This is a genomic window from Fibrobacter sp. UWR3, assembly GCF_900143055.1.
Lineage (GTDB): Bacteria > Fibrobacterota > Fibrobacteria > Fibrobacterales > Fibrobacteraceae > Fibrobacter.
The window spans coordinates 23,943-40,747 of the sequence record NZ_FRCW01000006.1 but is presented as its reverse complement, the minus strand read 5'-3'; the positions used below and the strand labels follow the sequence as shown (position 1 = coordinate 40,747).

Genomic DNA, 16,805 nt, shown 5'->3' with positions numbered 1-16,805 from the left:
TTTCACGGGAAATTATTATGAAAACTCCGTTCCTGAAAGTTCTCTTCGGTTGTGCAGTGGCCACGATGTTCCTTACCGCCTGTGGCGATGATGGCTCTGATGGGCTTCCCAGTGCACCGCAGTCCTCTGCGGAGGGTCCGGTCACCACGTCTTCGGACAGTTCCGTGCCGTCCAGCTCGGGCGATGCTCCCGTATCGCAGGCGACCGACCCGCAGTCCTCATCCGCAGTCGTTGCTCCTGAAAGTAGCGCCGAAGTGGATGTGCCTCCCCAGGGCGGTGGCTATACTCCCGGTACCCTCGAAGAAGAAATCGCGAAGGATGCCCCGTTTGTCGAGGCTAGTGCGGCCAATGGCACTCTCTTGCCCCTTGCCGAAGTTCTTGCCGCAGTCCAGCCTACGGAACGCGTCGTCTTTGTGCTGCGCCATGCCCGCCGTGGCAGTTCCACGGGGCGTGAAACTCCGCTCCACATGACCGGCGTGAACCAGTGCCAGACTCTCGGCGCGATGATTGCGGCTGTCAATGCGACAGACCCCATATTCTACGCCCATTCTGACTTTGTGCGCACCGAATCGACCGCCAAGAATATCTTTGCGGGCCGTGGCGGCGATACAACGCAGTTCGTGAGCACCGTCGTGCAGAAACTTGCGGGTGGCGGCTACGTGAAGAACGATTCTCTCCTGGACCTGCATGCTGCCGAAGATTTCGAGACCAACCAGCTCAAGGTGTTTGCCAGCTGGATGTACAAGGGCGAATACACGGATACGTTCAACGACCTTACGGAAACGAGCGTTGCGCTCCTGACCCAGTACATTCTGCCCGCTTTCCCGCCGGAATACCGCATCGGTATCATGATATCGCACGATATGGTTGTGGCTCCGCTTACGGCCTACCTCACGAAGCAGGCGGTTGACTTCAAGGCGTACGAAGACCTCAAGAAGTGGCTTGGCTACGTGCAGGGTGTCGCCATTATCATTGCCGCGGACGGTAGCCGCAGGTATATTCCGGTGAACGGCCTTTACGGCCAGTATGCAGACCTTGACGGTGTGAACAAGAAATGAGTGACAATCGCGAAGGATTTGGTTCCCGGATAGGATTTATCCTGGTTGCAGCGGGCTGTGCCATTGGTCTCGGTAACGTCTGGAGGTTCCCGTTTATCACGGGCCAGTACGGCGGTGCCGCGTTTATATTAATTTATCTGCTGTTCCTGCTGATTTTCGGTTTCCCGATTCTGGTGATGGAATTTACCGTGGGTCGCGCAGCCCAGCGGGGGGTAGGCAGGGCATTCAATGTGCTTGAAAAGCCTGGCCACAAGTGGCACTATGCGGGTATCCCGATGATTGTGGGGAACTACCTCCTTATGATGTTCTATACCACGGTCACCGGGTGGATGCTTTACTACTTCTATCGCATGGTCACCATGGGCGACCTCATGGGAATGAATCCCGAACAGGTGGGCGCCGCGTTTGGAGAGATGCTCGGCAACGGGCCGCTTCTCTGCTTCTGGATGATTGTCGCTACGTTCCTCGGGCTTTCTATCGTGGCGCTCGGCGTGAAGCGTGGCGTGGAAGGCGTCACCAAGATAATGATGGTCGCCCTCCTGTTTATAATGCTCTTGCTCGTGGTGCGCGTGCTTACGCTCCCGGGTGCGGGCGAGGGCCTGGAATTCTACCTCAAGCCCGATTTCGCGAAACTGAAGGAGGCTGGAATAGGGAAGGTGCTCTTCGCCGCTCTCGGCCAGTCGTTCTTTACGCTCAGTATCGGCATCGGTTCCATGACCATTTTCGGAAGCTACATCGGCAAGACCCACAGCCTCCCGAAAGAGGCGGCGAACATCTGCCTGCTCGATACTGCGGTAGCGCTCCTTGCGGGCCTCATCATCATCCCGAGCTGCTTTGCCTTCGGGGTGAAACCCGGTGCGGGCCCCGGCCTCATTTTCGCGACGCTCCCGAACGTGTTCGCGCAGATGCCTGCGGGTCGTATTTGCGGTGCGGCGTTCTTCCTGTTCCTCTCGTTTGCGGCGCTCTCTACGCTCGTTGCCGTGTTCGAGAACATCATTGCCTACTGGATAGATGCCCACGGGGTGGAACGCTCGAAGGCGGTGAAGTTCAATTTTGTTGCGATTATACTGCTATCGCTGCCCTGCGCGCTCGGGTTCAACGTGCTTTCTGGCTTCGAGCCTTTCGGTGCGGGCAGCTGCGTGCTCGACCTGGAAGACTTCCTCGTGTCCAACACGCTCTTGCCGCTGGGTGCACTCGTGTTTGTGCTTTTCTGTAACCACAGGTTCGGCTGGAAGCAGAAGAACTTCCTCACCGAGGCGAATTTCGGCAAAGGCTTCAACATTCCCACGAATCCCGTGCTCTGCTTCTATTTCAAGTGGATTCTGCCCGCGGTAATCGTGTTTATCTTGGCGATGGGCTATATCGAGAAGTTTGCGCCGGGACTTTATACCAGAATTTTTGGCTAAAAATCGCCTGACAGGTAAATAATTCCTTTTTCCCCGCCTTTTTTACAACCAAATTAGGTGGATGGTTAACATTTGTATTCCGTATAAATATATATTCATGTTACAAAAAGTTTATAACGGAGCGCCAAACCATGTTTTATAAATGGAAAATGCTTCTGGGCTTGTTTGCGGTATCATTCGCGTTTGCCCAGGATCCCGTCTCGCAACAACCTGCCACTGCGGCCCCGGCTGCACAACCCGCTGCAGCGCCTGCACCTGCTCCGACGCAGTTTACAGAGGCTCCTGCTCCGGCGCCTTCCACCGAAGCGACCGCTTCCGATGGCAAGGGAACAACGGTTTCCGTCTTCGTGAAAAGTCCCGAAGAAATCCAGAAGTTGAAGGACGACATCAAGAACTTGCAGACCATGGCGGGCGACTCCAACCCGGAAGTGGCGGCCCTCCTGAAGCGAGCAAACCGCATCGCAGAGATGAATGACCGGTGCTCTTCTGTTTCGCTGAACGACTTGCTCGATACGACTTGTGCCAGGTTCTACGAGATAGAACTTCCCACGTTCGAAAATGACTACATGGAGTTGACCGGTGAGGTAAGGCTTGGTTCCATGCGAATGGCTTCTACCTTCGAGGAACGTATCCGTCAGTTGGCGAGCTGTTCCGAGGCGCTTACGAGCATTGTCAAGAGTCGCGACCAGCTACTGCGCCTGCGTGGCAACGTGTACCTGGAGCCGATTAATTTTGAGGGCGACTTTGATGCCGAGTACGATTTCTCGCTTATGTACGATTCTGCCCGCGTGAGCCAGCAGCAGAGGCTTGCAAACCTGTGGATTGAGAAGTGTGGCCCTATCGTGTTGCGCCAGTCGGGCAAGGAATTCGCACCGATGTTTATCGCCACGTTGAAGGTGAAGAACGATTCCCTGAGGAATGCGGGCTCGAACGTGAAGTTCATGATGAACAAGAAGACGATGTCTCTGCGTGTAGATATGCGCCGCCCGGTAAACGGTGCCTACTACCTGAACGGTATTCGCCTGTTCGAGAAGACCATCGATGCCGACAAGAAGTATTCGAACTTGTTCTTTGATATCAAGAACAAGAAGGCGGAACTCATACAGCCGAAGGATGCCGTGCTCGAAAAATTCGAGGGCAAGCAGGTGTTCAAGAAACTGAAGAAGATGGAGATGGTGGGCCGCTGGGCTTGGGATAGTGAGGTCTTACCGGACGAGGCGGTTCAGGCAAATTCGCAGGATGAATCCGAGCAGATGACTGCCGCCGACTCTGCTGCATACAAGGAAGGCCTGGCTGAATTGGAACGTGCAATGGCCGAAGACGAGGCTGCAAGGGAAGCCGAGGCTAAGGCTGCTGCCGAGGCTAAGGCTGCCGAAGAGAAGGCCGCGTCAGATGCGATCAAGTCGGCCCAGGACGATGCTGAAGTTTCCGGTTCCCGCATCCACTGGATTCCACTCGCGATTGCGGGTGCTGTGGCTGTCGGTGGTGGCGTGATGGCCGCGGTGTTCAACAGCAAGGCGAAGTCTGCTAGCGAAGAGACTCCGGTGAACCCCGATGAGTATAACGACCAGCACGACAGGATTCAGAAGAACCAGATGCTGCGTAATGTTGGACTGGGCATAGCCGTGCTGGGTGTTGTAGGCATAGGCGTAACATTCCTTTTCTAGGGAGGAAATAAGTATGTCACTGAAAAAAGTTTTCCATACTGCAATCCGAGTGTCATCCTGGAGCCACGCAGTGGCGATAGGATCTATAGCACTCATCCTCTCTGCCTGTACGGACTACGTTGACAAGTACGAAGGCGACTACAAGGACGACTATGGCGACAGGGAAACGTTTATCCAGAATCTGAATAGCGCGAACTTGGACCTGGCATCGGTATGCAGTTCCGGCGACTGGTTCTGGTGCGCATCCCAGGACGGTGCGTACACAACTAGTAATGACGGGAAAATCGAAACGTATTCCTCGGGCGATGTCAAGTTTACTTTCACGGGCACCGACGACAACGCATATAAGTTTTCGACAAACGAACTGGACAATGACCTCTTGCCCTACTTGCGCCGCAACGGGGGCATCTCGGTCAGTGTCGAGGGTTCTGGCGAATGGGATGCCGGCCTGAGAATCAATACGGGGAATTACTTCGACTTGCTTCACGAGAAAAACGTTGTCGTGGCCTACGAAAACTCTTGCCCCGGTGTGAAGATTAACCTGGATGTGGTGACTGCAAAGGATTACATGGAAAGGGGTAGCCTGGTTAAGGAGGGAACTGTCCTTTACAGGTATAGCGGGGAACTCCCGATAGGCGGTTTTCAGGTCATGACAGTCGACCCGGACCAGCTGACCAACGAGATTGGTGATTCCAAGTGGAGAACTGCAGAATTTTCAATCAGTGCGACTGAAAATAGGGATAGATACACCTCTGAAATAACCATCGAATTTACGGAGTCCTGCCCCGAATTCAAGGATGGCAAGGGCTTAAACCTTGTGGGCATAGGCCTTCAATCTACAACACGGTCCAACTCTGGCACGGTTAAGTCAAGCAGTTCCAGCGGTGAAGGTGGCCCAGGGAACAATGGAGGCTCCACAGTAAAGTCTAGCAGCAGTTTGGCAAAGTCTAGCAGCAGTTCGGTTAAGTCCAGTAGCAGTTCGGCTAATACTTTTTGGACTGTAACTTGTAAGGGAACTCCTAATGCAGGTACTATCACATGGGAACCTCAGTTCTATTATGTGAGTGCCCTCGAACAGGCTACTGCTAAATATAGCTGGACTTTAAATGGAGCTCTTGATAGCGAAACGAATACAGCAATAAAACCTACCGTAACCTATCTTGCTGATGGAGAATATTTTGCTCAGTTGTCTGTAACAGTCAATGGTCAAACAAAAACGACAAAGTGTTCTGCCTTGATAGAGTCTGGTGCGTCGGGATTCCTCTGGAAGGGGAGCGATAAGTTGGATCTTGTTCAGACTGACTTTGGAAGCGGCTCGAAGTGGTATTTCGGTACGGATCAGGAGGGCGGCGGTTCGACAACAATCCAATTCCCAGAAATCAACCCCTACGATGAGTGTGAGGGCAAGTGTGGCATGGTGTGGTTTGGCAATACTGAGTATCCGTATGCCACTGTTGGTTTTAACCTTGATGAAAATGGGGCTACGTACGATGTTTCCGCTTGGAAGGGACTCTGCATTGCGTATTATAGCCCTGAAAAAATGTACTTGAAGCTCGACTTGGAAAATATTTCTGATTACGGTAGCGACCTGCCTGCGGCAGAACTACCATCGTTGTCTAGCATGGACGAATACCGTGTCGAAAATATAGAGTGGGCGTCCTTTAAGCAGGGCGGGTGGGGCAATGCATCTACAATTTCGGGCGAAGAGGCCGCCAGGATTCTCAAGGGTGTGGTTGTGACTTTTGCGGGCTCAACTGGTGGTTCGCAGTTCTTTAACATCTACCAGATAGGTAGCTACGGAAAGTGCGGAAACGTGCAGCCCAAGAATGTAGATATGTCGCAGTTTAGGCAAACTTCCGCATGGGATTACCTGAACCCCAACATAAGCTATGGCGAAATTACGGACAGCCGCGATGGCCAGGTGTACAAGACCGTCAAGATTGGCAATCAGACCTGGATGGCGCAGAACTTGAATTATGTGACAACGGACAGTTATTGCTATGGAGATAACTCCAAGAACTGCAATGTATATGGTAGGCTCTATACGTGGAATGCAGCAAAGAATGTTTGCCCTGACGGATGGCATTTGCCGACGGATGGGGAATTTGAGGTCTTGGTGAATGTAACGGACAATGGCAATAATGAGTCAGCTTTGAATCTCAAGGCGACGGCCCTTTGGGATGGCGATGCCGTTGGAAATGATACTTATGGTTTCTCTGCACTTCCTACCGGCTATAGATACGTATCGGGTGAATATACTGGTTTCTCTCAAGTAGGCGTTTTTACCGATTTCTGGAGTTCCTCTGTTTACGATTCTGAAAATGCATACACTCTTTTTCTCGGCCCTGAAGATCGGTCCTATATTTATCCCAGTAATAATGTAAAAGAGGGAAGGTCTGTTCGTTGCATCAAGGGTGAATCGTTGATTTCTAGCAGTAGCAGCGAGGCGGAATCAAGCAGTTCGTTCTATAAGCCTTCGTGGGAATTCTTGAATCCCGATCTTGAAGCTCTGTATGATACAATTATTGATGACCGTGATGGTCAGGTGTATAAGACAATTGCAATTGGTAAACAGGTCTGGATGGCCGAAAACCTTAATTATCGTTATCAGGCGGGTACGGCAGAATTAGATTCATCAAGTTTCTGCTACATGAATGATCCGGATAGCTGTGCCAAGTATGGAAGAGCGTATCTATGGAGCGCTGCAATGGATTCGTCGGGTGTTTTTCCGACAACAACCGAGACTGGCTGCGGCTATTATGACACGTGTTCAATTGTTGTTCCGTTCCAAGGTATCTGTCCAGATGGCTGGCGTCTGCCGAGTAAGAATGACTGGGAAAGATTGTTCAACTATATGGGCGAAGATGAATACTTTGGTCTATCGATGAAATCAAAAACGGGATGGACTATGTTGGAGGATAATTACAATAAATATAATGGAACTGATGATTACGGCTTTTCAGCAAATCCGACTGCATACAGGTCAAAGAGTGGTACTTATGGTATAGATGCCGATGCCAATTTCTGGAGTTCTAATCAAGATGATTATATTGTTTGGTTACGCGGTGGTGAAAACAGGGTGACTGTTTCTGATAATGGCGGATCCAAGGGTGTTGCGATGTCGGTACGTTGTGTAAAGGATCTTGTTGAAGAACCTCTGTCAGGAACCTTTACGGATACTCGCGATAGCCATGAATACAAATTTGTCAAGATTGGTAACCAAACATGGATGGCTGAGAATCTCAACTATCAAACAGACAACAGCCGCTGCTATGATGCCGATCCTGATAACTGTACCTTGTATGGACAGCTGTACACATGGGCTGATGCAGTAGGTAAGGCAGAAACAGAGTGTGGTTATGACTACAGTTGTGTTTTCGATACGCTGATTCAAGGTGTTTGTCCGGATGGTTGGCACATGCCTAGCCGGAATGAATTTGCTGTTTTGGAAGAGGATGTTGGAGGCTACGGTGGAAAGATACTCAAGTCAACCAGCGGATGGCATCCCTGGGATAGTAATGGGGAGATTTATGGCAATGGCGTTGATGCCGTTGGTTTTAATGGTATTCCTACGGGAGTTTGGACTCGTGGTGAATATGGTCAGTCTAGGGATTTTGCTTATGTTGCGGTATACTGGTCAGCGACGCAATCAAATGCCTACAATGCTCATTATATGTTATTACGTGATAGATCGCATTCTATAGAACGAATGTCTGAGTATAAGGATAATTATTACAGCGTCCGCTGTGTCAAAAACGAATAATGAATAACCGGCCTCTTGGGCCGGTTTTTGCGTATGGGCATTGTTGCCGTTACTTGATAACTTCAACCGTCAGTTTGTTGAAGGCGATTTTTCCGCCTTCGCGGAGTTCGAGCGCGGCGCGGAACGTGGTTTCGTTCTTCTTGAACGGCTCCAGCACGGGGGTCGCCTTGTCTTTTAGCAGTTTTTCGACTTCCTCGTCGCTGAATTTGCGCTGGTAGAACACCTGAGGTATGCCGTAGCCACATTGCGGGCACACGTAGGCGCCGGGCGCATCTTGCGGGCCACTTTGTGACGAGCCGCTTTGCTGGGAAGTGCTGCCGCGGAAGCGCAGACTGTCACCGCAGACGGGGCAGGGGAGGTCATGATGTTGGAATTCGAATACGGCGCGGCCCTTGTCGGCGCCTTCGCCCCACTTGAGGGCGGCCGCGAATTTGGAGCCCTTCTTGCTCTTGAATCCTTGAATGAGCGGCGTGTGCCCGCTCCCGAACAGTGCCGCGATTTCCTTTGCTGTAAGCGCGTGACCGGCGATGGTCTTGAAAAGCGTGAAGTTGCAGTCGTTTGTCATCCCCGGCTCTTTTCCATTTGTCATCCCCGGCTCCGGCTGGGGATCTTTAGAGTGCGCAGCCCCCGTGCAGAATATCGCGTTCTTGTTCTCTTCGAGCGGGCTTCCGCACAGCGGGCACTTGTAATCCGTCTTTTGCCCGTGGAACTTGCCGTCGCTTTCGAAGGCGAAATTGATATTGAAGTCCTTGTCGAGCGTGAGTTTGGCCGAGAATTCGGAGCCTTTCTTGCTCTTGAAACCGGAAAGCGGGCCGATGGTTTCGCCGGCGAGGAGCGCCTTGACCTCGGAATGGGCGAGCATCTTGCCTGCCACGGTGTGCCCGAACCTGAAGCCGCATTCCGCATTGGGGCACACGTAGCCCCACGGGGCTACGTCGAGCGCGCCGCCGCACTTGGGGCAGTTCAGCTTTTCGGTCGCGGCCTCGCGCTCGAACTGGCAGGCATAGCGGGCATGCAAGTCTGCAAAAAGCTGCTTCACGTATTCCACGATGCCGTCGCGGAATTCGACCGGCGAAAGGGAACCCTTCTCGACCTGGGAGAGCTTGTACTCCCATTCGCCCGTCATCTCGGGCGATTTCACCTTCTCGTCCATGAGCGCGATGACTTCGCGGCCTCGGGCGGTACTCACCAGGTAATTCTTCTGCGCCTCGATGAACCCGCGCTTCTTGAGCGTCTCGATGATGCCCGCCTGCGTGGCCGGCGTTCCGAGCCCGCGATCCTTCATGGCCTCGGCGAGTTCCTCGTTCTCGATTTGCTTGCCCGCCGTCTTCATCGCGGCAAGGAGTGTGGCCTCGGTGTAGTACTTGGGCTTGCTCTTCTTCTTTTTCTGCAGTTCCACGCTGTCGAAGGGGGAGGTGTCGCCCACGTTCCATTCCGGGAACGCTTCGACCAGGTTCGTGATTTCGTCGCTGTCGCCCTTGCCCTCGGCGCCTCCGTCTGCTTTTCCGGTCTCCGCGCCGGCGTCGCCCTTCTTTCCTTTCGTCTTTCGTCTCTCGTCTTTCGTCTCTTTCACCAGCGCGCGGAATCCCAAATCCTCGTTCCGCTTGAGTTTCAATCGGAAAATGTCCAAGGTCGGTGAGCCTGCCGAACCGCCTCCCTGCGCATTCAGGATGACGTCCATCTCGCTCCATAAGTACGGCTTCAGCCATGCCTGCACAAAGCGTTCCTTCGCCAAGTCGTAAATCTTCTGCTCCATTTCGGGCAGCCCGTTCGGGGTTTCTCCCGTGGGGATGATGGCGAAGTGGTCGGTGACCTTGCTCGAGTTGATGAAGACGAAATTCTCGCTTTCGTTGCGCATTACGCCCTTCTGCTCGGGGCTTGCAAGCCTCTGGGCGAGTGAGTATGCCTCCTGCTTCATGGTGTCGGGCAGGTACTGCGAGTCGGTACGCGGGTAGGTGAGCAACTTCTTTTCGTAGAGGTTCTGTGCGCAGTCCAAGACTTGCTGGGCGCTGAACTTGAAACGCTTGTTGCCTTCTTTTTGCAGTTCCGTCAAGTCGAAGGGCTTTTGCGGGAACTGCTTCTTCTGCTGCGTGTCGATTTTCGCGATGGTCGCCGGTGCGGGCGGCTTGCAGCGCTCCACGACTGCATTCGCTTCCGCCTCTTTCTCAAAAACCGCGACTTTTAAACCTTCGGACTTCTTGTCAGATTCCTTTTCAGAAGCATCTCTTTCGTCTTTCGCCTTTCGTCTATCGTCTAATACGTATTGCGCCTGGTACCCTTTCCATGTGCCGACGACGCTGTAGTAGTACAGTTCCTTGAACTGCTCCACTAGGGTATCGCGTTCCACGACCAGGTTCAAGGTCGGCGTCTGCACGCGGCCCACCGAAATCATTTTCCCGCGCCCGGCGGTGAGCGTGTAGGCGCGAGTCGCGTTGAGCCCTACCATCCAGTCGGCCCGCTGGCGGAGGCGCGCGGCATAGCTCAGGTTTACGCGCTGCGTGGCGTCTTCCAGGTTCTTCCACGCCTTGTCGAGGTCTTTCGCCACATAGCTGTTCACCCACAGGCGCTTGATAGTCTTCTGCTTGAATGCGGGCGTAAAGTCGAGCACCAAATCGAAAATCAGGTTTCCTTCGCGGCCGGCATCCGCGCCGTTCACGAGCACGTCGGCCTGTTCCATCATCTGGCGTACCACCGCGAGCTGCTTCTTGGTGCTCTCGATTTCCATGAGGCGGAACTTTTCGGGCAACAGCGGCAGGTTCGAAAGCCGCCAGCCTCCCTCGTAACCGGGGTAGGCGTCGAGCGGCGCGAGCGTAATCAGGTGGCCCACGCACCAGGTGATGCAGTGGTTCTTGCCGATAAGGCATCCGTCGCCCTGCGTGAACTTCTCTCCCTCGATCCGCTCGAGCATCGGGCGGTAGTGCTGGTTTGCAACAGAGGGCTTTTCGGCGACGAGAAGAATCATTGTTGCCGAAAAGATATAAAAATGATGTGCGTCTAGGCCTGCTGTTTCCAGTGTTTTAGTTGCGAAAGGTGCGAGTCGAAGAACTTGCGTCTTTCTGCTTCCGGCATGTTTTCTGGGTTAGGCATGTGCGAAAGCAAAAAGTCCAGCAGTGTATTTTTGTCGGCGTAGGCGAACTTGCCGTCGGCATAGCACCACTTGCAGTAATCCTCGTTGAAGTTGCCGTCGACTTCGCGGCTGATCATCGCGTCGTCGCCGAGGGGCATGCCGCAACACTGGCAAAAGAGCTGACGCGGCGCGCCGAGCAGCGTATTGATGGAAACGTTGAATTCGCGAGAAAGCACCTTGAGCATTTCGGTGTTCGGCTGAGTCTCGCCGGTTTCCCAGCGGCTAACGGCCTGCCTGGTCACGTGAATGCGTTCAGCCATCTGGTCTTGCGTGAGGTTGTGCTTTTCGCGGATGTTCTTCAAAATTTCTTGGGTCGTCATGAAATCTCCTTTGTTCGATTACAGAGTCAAATATACCTACGGCCTGGCGCAAATGCAAGAAACAGGCTGTTGCGTTGTGTAAAAGATAAACTAGTCTTTTGATGGGACTTGTCTCGGCATCTTCAGGTTCAGGGGGCGGTAAAGCTCGTCGTATATCTGTTGGAGCTGTTTCGGTTCGAAATCGTAAAGGCGGAAAGTTCCAATGACGCTTCTTGCGGTATCGAGGTTGCCGAGATTCCTCCCGACCTGGATATGCTTGAAACCGACAATATTGATTGCCCGCATAAGGGGGAGAAGTTCGCGTAGAATTCGCTTGTTGTTGCCGCTTTCCAGTATCAGGACAATCCAGTCGCTATCGGGAAAATCGTTGAACCGTCTAGCTTGACGCACCATAGCCAGGTCCTTGGCGATTAAATTGAACGGGGACAACGGCTTGATTTCTGCGTGTGGAAAGTCCCGGTTGCGGATAGTTTCCAGTGAATTCGGAGGTCGCTCTCCCGAAAATCCGTCGCCGGTCATTGCGATGAACGCTCCGGTGGAATCAGTGATATACGCCTTGCTGGAATCGGAATGTAGCGCCCATATCTTTTTGCCGGGGTCGTCTTCCGCTTCCTTCTGGATGGCGACGTATAGGACTTCCGGTTTTCTCTTTTGATAATCTTCTGATGAGGGATTGATGAGTTCCGTCAAAACGGTGTAATAGGTGTTCGGCTGGAACCCGCGCCGTGCTCCAATCACGAAATAGCTGTCGGTGACGGCGACGGCCAAATTCAGTAGGGAAGGATCGTCTGCTTCAAAAGGAACAGAGACATCTTCATACATGCCGTCGGTCCCTGCGCTCGACTCTTCCTTAGGTGCTGAGCACGCTCCCGCAAGAATGCCAATGATTGCAAAAAGAAAAAATTTTTTCATACAGCATTTTCAAAGATAATAAAACGGATAGTCGTTGCTTCGGTCTTTTTTTATGCGGCGGGGAACACCGTGAGAACAAATTTTCGTGTAAAGTAAGATTTTACAACCGCTTTGCCAAAAAAAATGCTAAAATTATATTTGTAAGCGTGAGGACCTCGGGTCAAGCGCCTACGAAATTAGCCCCTGTCACCCCGGCAGGGGCTTTTTCTATACATTCTGGCGTTGTTCCTGCGTCTTTTTACACCTGTAAACGTTTTTCCGCACAAAAACTCCCCGAGTCAGGCCTTAAAAGTCTATTTTTTAGAAAACCGCGCAAATGCGCAAAGGGATTGAAAATGATCGACGTGAAGGGCAAGTGGACCTTGATTACCGGCGGCTGCCGTGGGGTAGGCCGTCTCACCGCCATCGAAATGGCGAAACTCGGTGCAAACATCATCTTGCAGGGCCGCGACAAGGCGCATGCCGAACCCGTGATGGAAGAACTCAAGAAGTACGGCGTCGAGGTGCGTGCCGTGGGCTGCAACCTCGAAAGCGAAGCCGAAATCGATGCCGCCCTCGCAGAAATCGACAGCTGGGGCGTGCAGGTGGACATCGTGTTCAACAACGCGGGTCTCATGAGCCACTACTTCACCGACTACCTCACCAACACGATGGACGATTTCCACCACGCGATGGCCGTGAACTTCTTCGCTCCCGTGAAGATTGCCTACCACTTTTTGCCGGGCATGATCCAGCGCGGTTTTGGCCGCATGCAGCTCACTACCAGCGGTATCGCGAATGAACCCGAGCTGATGGGCTATGCCTGCGCGAAGGCCGCCCTCACCAAGTTCGTGAAGGATTTCGCCTGCAAGCTCAACGGCACCGACGTGATGATGAACGTGATGGACCCGGGTTGGCTCCGCACGGACCTTGGCGGCCCGAACGCCCCCAACGCTCCCGAAAGCGTTATCCCGGGCTCGATGGTCTCCGTGATGCTCGACGACAAGAAGAGCGGCCGCTGGTTCAGCGCCCAGGAATTCACGGGCATGACCCTTGCCGACGCCGTCGAGAAGGGCAAGTCGGTAGAAGCCTAGTTGCTCAGGTCTTACGAAGCAGTCTTGAAAGAAGGGGGTGCAGAATTGCATTCCCTTTTTCGCATAGTATCCCGAGCCCTTTCCAGAACAGGTCAACAAGCGTGCCTGCAACAAACGAAAGCGCAATCAGCAAAATAAGCGAGAGAATCGCATACCTCGGGGTCGTGACCACTTTGGACATAATCCCGAAATAGTAACAGAAGAACGTGTGGATGAGCCACATATTGGTGCTCTGCTTGCCGAGCTGCACAAGCCCGCTACGGAGCACCCGGACCCGGTTTACGATGTCGATGGTCGCTACCGTCAACGCGGGGATGAAGAAAATATCGAACTTGTCGCCAATTTCGCTCTGACGCAGGAATATCACCGCCATCCATATGCCGATGTCTGCAAAGGGGTTCAACAGGCCGTTCTTTTTCATGGAATCGTTCAAGCGGTCGAGAATCCCGTTCCTTGCGACAATCGCTCCCATCCAGAAGCAGGCGGCGTAGGGAGCCGTCTGGCAGAAGAACTTGATGTAGAGCATGTTCCTGCCGAGCACGCCCAGCGTCTCGTTCTTGATGACGCCCGGGAATATGTTCGTCATGAGGATGGTGACGACGATGGCGAGGAATATGTTCACCCGCATGGAGAACATGTCGATGATGGCGCGGATGAGGGGGAAGGTCATGAGCGCGAAGGCGTAGCTGATGAGGAACCACCATTCCCTGTTGTAGGTCGAGGTGAACCCGAGGAAGTTCGAGACGAGTTCCTTCAGCGTAAAATTGGAGAACCTCGTGTAGATAAAGGCATCTTGGCAGTAGGCCGCCTGTGTGGAGAAGAAGATGAACCCGATGGGGATGAAAATCAGGAAAACCTTCCAGTACGCGAAGTAGAGCTTCTTGAGTTTCCCAACCAGGTCGAACTTTTTGCCGAATTGGCTCAGGTAGGTGCCGTACCCGCCGAAAAAGAAGAACATCGGTACGCAAATCTTGCCGAAGAACCCGAAGTAGATGGTGGAGGGGATCCCGAAAATCGTGAACAGGTATTCGAGGGGCTCGCCCGCTGTGCGGGTACCGAAACACCACAGGTGGTGCATCAGCATGAGCGTGATGGCGACGGCCTTCATTATGCGGGTGTCGTCAACGGTCAGGAACTTGTCGGTCTGGATGGGTTCGTTTGTCATAGGGTAAAAACGCGCGATTGTCCGATATTTTTATGCAATAATAGGAATTATGGCGCACTTTGACATATGCTTGATCCCAAATGGCACATATTGACTATATTTCGGTACATGAACAACAACTCTTCTCGTACAAAACTTCGCGATGAAGTTTATACCCAAATGATGGTGGCGCAGGCCCGTCTAAGTAAAGACCAGAATACGCAGATGGGTGCGGTACTCGTGAGTGCCGACGGTCGCGTGATTAGTACCGGCTACAACGGTGCCCCGGCAGGTTTTGACGACGAAACCGTCCCGTACACCCGCGAAAAGCAGAAACTCGCTTACGATTTGCTCGACGCCGATACGGGTGAACTCCTGAGCCACCACGAGTTCGAGGCGAACAAGTACCCCTTTATGGTGCATGCCGAAATCAACGCGCTCCACTATGCACGTGGCAAGGTGCCTGCGGGTTCCAAGCTTTATGTGATCGGGTTCCCGTGCGAACGCTGCGCCCTGGACGTAAGCCTTTCGGGTGTTTCTGAGGTGTTCGTGACCAAGGACGATTACGACCCGAAATCGACCCTCAACAACAGCCGCGATACCGCCTACTACATGTTCGCGCAGGCGCATATCGTGGTGACGCTTTGCGGCAAGCGCATCCGCCCGGTGGTCTCGAAACCCGCGAAGTAGCACCTGGCGAAGGTTTTGTCTATGCGCCTGTTCAAGAGTCGTTGCGCCTGGCTTTTGTTTGCGTGCGTCCTGGCTGCGTGCAATCTGCTTGCATGTAGCGACTCTGCGAGCGTATTGGACAATCCCGATGCCCCCACGGTTCCGCAATCATCTTCGGCGAAATCTTCTTCATCGGCCCTGGGGCGATTTGACCCCTATTACGGCGCGGATTCCGCTTCGGGCGAGCCTGTCGATACCGCGGGCATTGTCGCCCTAGAACTGGGGCTTTGTTCGGCCGACCGCAAAAACGAAATCGGGCGCACTACATTTTGCGGTTCGACATGCTATGTGATTTGCGATTCTTCACAGTGGCGTTATGCCACGATGGACGAACGCGATGTAGACGGGTTCCCCGAGGATGCCCCCGAAGGTTCCATACGCAAAGGAAACCTGCTGAGCCTTGACCGTGTCTACGTTTTCGAGGATGGCAGGTGGCGCCCGCTGACATTCGTGGAAAAAAAACTCGGCTATTGCGATAGCTCTATTTACGACAAGATAGATAGCGTTCGCGGGTCGTACTACTACTGTATGGCGCCTGATGGCGACGGGCGCGCGGAGTGGGCCGAAATTCCCGCTGTGCAGGCGGACTACCTCCTGTTGCCGGATAGCGCCGAAGAAGATGACCTTTCTTACGGCTCGCGCTCGGGCAGGTATTTCCTGTACAGGCTGGGCAAATGGCACATGGCGGTCATCGAGGATGTTGTCGGGTATTGCTACGACAGGCGCGAGGGGCTGGTCGCCAAGTTCGCAAGCGGTTACGTTGTCTGCAGGTCCGATATCTGGATGCCCGCCCTCCGTGAAGATATCCTGGGCCCTTGCAATGCGGAGAGCGAAGGGAACGTGAGGCGCGTGCGTGCCTTCGAGTTTGCGTGCGAATCGGGAAGCTGGATTCCGGTCAATCTCCATTCGCATGAGGTGGATTCCGCGTTCTACTGGGATGCCTCCGTCGACGACCTGGGGCGAGTGCGGCTTGATTCCGCGACTGCAACCGCGGGATATTTTTACGAATACACGGACCTTGCCTTTAGCGGGAATTCTTCCGTCGAGTACCCGTCGAGCGTGAATACGATGGGATCCGCGTTGCGGCTTGCCCCGCTGGTAGCGGAATATGGCGCGATTCCCTTGGAGGTCAAGATGGGTGATTGCTACTCCAGGCCTTATGCCGGGCTCGGATTCAACCTCTGGAATTCCAGGGTGTGGAGCGATTCTTCGGAGGGGGTGGACATCCGCCGATGGGAAGGCTTGTGCATTGCCTACGAGTCCGAGGCGCCGCTGACGCTTGCGATTGCGCCCGAGGGAGGCTTTGTGCTAGAGGGGGGCAATTTCCACAAGGTGCGGCTGGAAGCGCGGAAACAGGCGGGCATGATAAATATCCCGTTCGAGAGTTTTGTGCAGGACTCCGGCTATGGCTACCCGGAAAGCCTCGAAACCGTGCTTTCTTCTGCGGCGTCGATTCTTTTCTATGTAGAGGGCGAACCCGAAAAGAAATACGGGTTTGCGGTCCACGCGATTGGAAGCCTTCATGAGTGCGCCCGCTGGTCTGAACCCGGGAAGAAATAGCGGGCCTGTCGGGATTCTAAAAAAAAAACTGCTTTTTTGTGCATTA

11 protein-coding genes are annotated in these 16,805 nt (G+C 53.5%); 7 read left to right on the top strand and 4 right to left on the bottom strand.

Annotated elements, in window-relative coordinates:
- The first annotated feature begins 17 nt into the window (after positions 1–17).
- From BUA44_RS09210 to BUA44_RS09195, 4 genes are all read left to right on the top strand, one after another.
- Entirely contained in the window at positions 18–1,058 is a 1,041-nt protein-coding gene (locus BUA44_RS09210) for a histidine phosphatase family protein (protein WP_072811154.1), read from the top strand.
- Complete coding sequence (locus BUA44_RS09205) at positions 1,055–2,464, top strand: sodium-dependent transporter (RefSeq protein ID WP_072811151.1); 1,410 nt, start codon at positions 1,055–1,057, stop codon at positions 2,462–2,464. Before BUA44_RS09210 ends, BUA44_RS09205 begins: the two co-directional genes overlap by 4 nt.
- A 149-nt stretch (positions 2,465–2,613) precedes the next feature.
- Positions 2,614–4,131 (top strand): hypothetical protein, encoded by a 1,518-nt coding sequence (locus BUA44_RS15690; protein WP_178348777.1) that lies wholly within the window; start codon positions 2,614–2,616, stop codon positions 4,129–4,131.
- Positions 4,132–4,144: 13 nt separating this feature from the next.
- Positions 4,145–7,894, top strand: coding sequence for a fibrobacter succinogenes major paralogous domain-containing protein (locus tag BUA44_RS09195; RefSeq protein WP_072811146.1), 3,750 nt, complete (start codon positions 4,145–4,147; stop codon positions 7,892–7,894).
- A 49-nt stretch (positions 7,895–7,943) separates the two neighbouring features.
- Here the strand turns inward: BUA44_RS09195 and BUA44_RS09190 are convergent, their stop codons facing one another.
- The 3 genes from BUA44_RS09190 to BUA44_RS09180 all read right to left on the bottom strand — a co-directional run bounded on the left by BUA44_RS09190 (position 7,944) and on the right by BUA44_RS09180 (position 12,253).
- The gene (locus tag BUA44_RS09190; protein WP_072811143.1) at positions 7,944–10,856 is read right to left on the bottom strand and encodes a type IA DNA topoisomerase; all 2,913 of its coding nucleotides are present in this window, start codon (positions 10,854–10,856) and stop codon (positions 7,944–7,946) included.
- 32 nt (positions 10,857–10,888) lie between these two features.
- The gene (locus BUA44_RS09185) at positions 10,889–11,341 is read right to left on the bottom strand and encodes a zinc ribbon domain-containing protein (protein ID WP_072811141.1); all 453 of its coding nucleotides are present in this window, start codon (positions 11,339–11,341) and stop codon (positions 10,889–10,891) included.
- 90 nt (positions 11,342–11,431) lie between these two features.
- Positions 11,432–12,253 (bottom strand): hypothetical protein, encoded by an 822-nt coding sequence (locus BUA44_RS09180; protein WP_072811139.1) that lies wholly within the window; start codon positions 12,251–12,253, stop codon positions 11,432–11,434.
- A gap of 335 nt (positions 12,254–12,588) precedes the next feature.
- Between BUA44_RS09180 and BUA44_RS09175 the strand changes: the two genes are divergently transcribed.
- Positions 12,589–13,326 carry an SDR family NAD(P)-dependent oxidoreductase gene (locus BUA44_RS09175; RefSeq protein WP_072811137.1) on the top strand — a complete coding sequence of 246 codons (738 nt, stop codon included), beginning with the start codon at positions 12,589–12,591 and terminating at the stop codon, positions 13,324–13,326.
- A gap of 4 nt (positions 13,327–13,330) precedes the next feature.
- On the opposite strand, the gene BUA44_RS09170 is transcribed toward BUA44_RS09175, so the two are convergent.
- The gene (locus BUA44_RS09170; RefSeq protein WP_072811135.1) at positions 13,331–14,491 is read right to left on the bottom strand and encodes an acyltransferase family protein; all 1,161 of its coding nucleotides are present in this window, start codon (positions 14,489–14,491) and stop codon (positions 13,331–13,333) included.
- Positions 14,492–14,599: 108 nt separating this feature from the next.
- Here BUA44_RS09170 and BUA44_RS09165 point away from each other — a divergent pair, with 108 nt between their 5' ends.
- Both BUA44_RS09165 and BUA44_RS09160 read left to right on the top strand, forming a co-directional pair.
- The gene (locus BUA44_RS09165; protein ID WP_072811133.1) at positions 14,600–15,160 is read left to right on the top strand and encodes a deoxycytidylate deaminase; all 561 of its coding nucleotides are present in this window, start codon (positions 14,600–14,602) and stop codon (positions 15,158–15,160) included.
- A 21-nt stretch (positions 15,161–15,181) separates the two neighbouring features.
- On the top strand, positions 15,182–16,759 hold the full coding sequence (locus tag BUA44_RS09160) for a hypothetical protein (protein WP_072811130.1): 1,578 nt from the start codon (positions 15,182–15,184) through the stop codon (positions 16,757–16,759).
- Positions 16,760–16,805: the final 46 nt, after the last annotated feature.

Excerpts from the sequence above, each read along its gene's own strand:
- BUA44_RS09190 (WP_072811143.1), bottom strand. The coding sequence starts at position 10,856 with ATGATTCTTCTCGTCGCCGAAAAGCCCTCTGTTGCAAACCAGCACTAC.
- BUA44_RS09180 (WP_072811139.1), bottom strand. The coding sequence starts at position 12,253 with ATGAAAAAATTTTTTCTTTTTGCAATCATTGGCATTCTTGCGGGAGCG.
- BUA44_RS09165 (WP_072811133.1), top strand. The coding sequence starts at position 14,600 with ATGAACAACAACTCTTCTCGTACAAAACTTCGCGATGAAGTTTATACC.
- BUA44_RS09185 (WP_072811141.1), bottom strand. The coding sequence starts at position 11,341 with ATGACGACCCAAGAAATTTTGAAGAACATCCGCGAAAAGCACAACCTC.
- BUA44_RS09170 (WP_072811135.1), bottom strand. The coding sequence starts at position 14,491 with ATGACAAACGAACCCATCCAGACCGACAAGTTCCTGACCGTTGACGAC.
- BUA44_RS09175 (WP_072811137.1), top strand. The coding sequence starts at position 12,589 with ATGATCGACGTGAAGGGCAAGTGGACCTTGATTACCGGCGGCTGCCGT.
- BUA44_RS09195 (WP_072811146.1), top strand. The coding sequence starts at position 4,145 with ATGTCACTGAAAAAAGTTTTCCATACTGCAATCCGAGTGTCATCCTGG.
- BUA44_RS09205 (WP_072811151.1), top strand. The coding sequence starts at position 1,055 with ATGAGTGACAATCGCGAAGGATTTGGTTCCCGGATAGGATTTATCCTG.
- BUA44_RS09210 (WP_072811154.1), top strand. The coding sequence starts at position 18 with ATGAAAACTCCGTTCCTGAAAGTTCTCTTCGGTTGTGCAGTGGCCACG.
- BUA44_RS09160 (WP_072811130.1), top strand. The coding sequence starts at position 15,182 with ATGCGCCTGTTCAAGAGTCGTTGCGCCTGGCTTTTGTTTGCGTGCGTC.
- BUA44_RS15690 (WP_178348777.1), top strand. The coding sequence starts at position 2,614 with ATGCTTCTGGGCTTGTTTGCGGTATCATTCGCGTTTGCCCAGGATCCC.